This is a genomic window from Massilia sp. CT11-108, from assembly GCF_047302915.1.
Classification (GTDB): Bacteria; Pseudomonadota; Gammaproteobacteria; order Burkholderiales; family Burkholderiaceae_D; genus Telluria; species Telluria orientalis.
This window is the reverse complement of sequence record NZ_JBKYMO010000676.1, coordinates 1-2,483: the sequence shown is the minus strand read 5'-3', so window position 1 is coordinate 2,483 and position 2,483 is coordinate 1. Positions and strand designations below refer to the sequence as shown.

Annotated in this window: 1 protein-coding gene and 1 pseudogene; both read left to right on the top strand. The window is 68.1% G+C overall.

The annotated features are described in order from the left end of the window. Window positions 1-323 (top strand): annotated as a pseudogene (locus ACEN88_RS29305) (hypothetical protein); the annotation flags it as partial. Window positions 324-417: 94 nt separating this feature from the next. Beyond that, on the top strand, window positions 418-2,483 hold a 2,066-nt coding region (gene smc / locus ACEN88_RS29300; protein ID WP_413345360.1), incomplete at its 3' end, for a chromosome segregation protein SMC.

The window sequence follows — 2,483 nt, the reverse complement described above, 5'->3', positions numbered from 1 at the left end:
CCCGGGTGCAGGTCGGCGCCCATTCGGCCAGCGAAGCCCTGTCCGGTTGCGTACTCGGCCTGGGGGCGGCCGCGCTGTTCCTCGCGCGCGCGCGCGCCGCGCAGGACTGCTCGCCGCAGCCGCTGCTGGTGGGCCTGCTCGCGGCGACGATCCTGTTGCCGCGCGCCGATCCCGCCTACTCCCACCAATGGCTGACGGCCGTCGCGCTGAAACTGTCCGGGCGCGACCGGGTCTACCTGCGTAACGACTGGCAGCCGGCGCAGGGGCCGTACGTCCCGCCATGCGCCCGGGACCGGCTCCGTTTTGCCGTCCTCTGCACCTGAACCCGCGCGCACGACGGCTAAAACTTGGCCGAAAAGCAAGGCGCAGATGGTATGATGCAGCCTTTATCGACTTCTCCCCCTACCGTAAGCGAACGTGCGTCTATCCTCCATCAAATTGTCGGGATTTAAGTCTTTCGTCGATCCCACCAATTTCCAGGTGCCGGGGCAGCTGGTCGGCGTGGTCGGCCCGAACGGATGCGGCAAATCGAACATCATCGATGCCGTACGGTGGGTGCTGGGCGAATCGAAAGCGTCCGAGCTGCGCGGCGAATCGATGCAGGACGTGATCTTCAACGGATCCACCAACCGCAAGCCGGCCGGGCGCGCGTCCGTCGAACTCGTGTTCGACAACACTGCCGGCAAGGCGGCCGGGCAGTGGGGCCAGTACGCCGAGATCGCCGTCAAGCGCACGCTCACGCGCGACGGCACGTCGACCTATTACATCAACGGCCAGCCCGTGCGCCGGCGCGACATCCAGGACATCTTCCTCGGCACGGGCTTGGGGCCGCGCGCCTACGCCATCATCGGCCAGGGCATGATCTCGCGCATCATCGAATCGCGCCCGGAAGAGCTGCGCGTGTTTCTCGAGGAGGCGGCCGGCGTCTCGAAGTACAAGGAGCGCCGGCGCGAGACGGAAAACCGGCTGTCGGACACGCGCGAGAACCTGCTGCGCGTCGAGGACATCCTGCGCGAGCTGAACGCGAATCTCGAAAAGCTGGAGGCGCAGGCCGCCGTCGCCAACCGTTTCCACCAGCTGCAGGCCGACCAGGAAGAGAAGCAGAAACTGCTCTGGCTCCTGCGCCGCAACGAGGCCAGGGCCGAGCAGCTGCGCTGGTTCCAGGAGATGGAGCAGGCGCAGACCGGACTCGAATCCCAGAACGCGCAGCTGCGCAACCTGGAGCTCGAGCTGGAACGCATGCGCCAGGCGCACTACGAGACGGGCGACCGCCTGCACGTGGCGCAGGGCGCGCTGTACCAGACCAATTCCGAGATCGGCAGCCTGGAAGCGCAGATCAAGTTCGTCGTCGAGTCGCGCACGCGCCTGCAGAACCAGATCGGCACGCTCACGGCCCAGCGCGAGCAGTGGCTGAACCAGGCGGGCGAGACGCAGGAGCAGATCGAGGAAGCCGAGTTCCGCCTGGAAGAACTGGCGGCGCGCGTGGAAGGCGCGCAGATCGCGGCGGAGGCGCAGAACGAACGCCTGCCCGACCTGGAAGCCGCGTGGCGCGACGCGCAGAACAGGTCGACCGAATCGCGCGCCCGCATCATGCAGATCCAGCAGCGCATCGAGCTGTCGTCCGCGCACCAGCGCAATGCGTCGAACATCCTCGCGAGCCTGGCCACGCGGCGCGAGCGCCTGCAGCAGGAGCGCGGCGGACTCAATCTGCCGGACGCCGGCCACCTCGACAACCTGCGCATGCAGCTGGAGGAAAAGCAGCTGCAGCTGGAAGAACAGAACCTGATGCTGGAAGAGGCGGCGAGCCGCCAGGAAGCCGTCGAGCAGGAGCGGCGCGACGCGCATGCGCAGGTCCAGCAGGAGACCGCCTCCAACGCCAGGCTGGAAGCGCGCTTGACCGCGCTGCGCCAGCTGCAGGAACGCGTGCAGACGCAAGGTAAAGTCCAGCCGTGGCTGCAGAAGCACGAACTGGATAAACTGCCGCGCCTGTGGCAGAAGCTCGACATCGAGACGGGCTGGGAAACGGCGCTGGAATCCGTGCTGCGCGAGCGCACGGGCGCGCTGGAAGTGTCGAACCTCGACTGGGCGCGCGGCTTCTTCGGCGATGCGCCGCCGGCCCGCATGGCGCTGTATTCGCCGGCACCGGGCAGCGCGGGCGCGCAGGATCATCACGGCCTGAAACCGTTCGCGAGTCTCCTCAAGCTGAACGACCCGGGCCTGCGCGGCCTGCTGGACGACTGGCTGACCGGCGTCTACGCGGCCGACGATCCGGGCACGGCGCTTGCGCAGCGTGGGAGGCTCCCACAGGGCGGCTGCTTCGTCACGCCGCAGGGCCACATGGTCACCGCATCGAGCGTGCGCTTCTACGCGGCGGACGCCGAGCAGGACGGCGTGCTCGCGCGCCAGCACGAGATCGACAATACGGCCAAGCAGTTGCGCGCGCAGGCGCTGCTGCTGGACGAGGCCCGCACGCGCGCCACGCG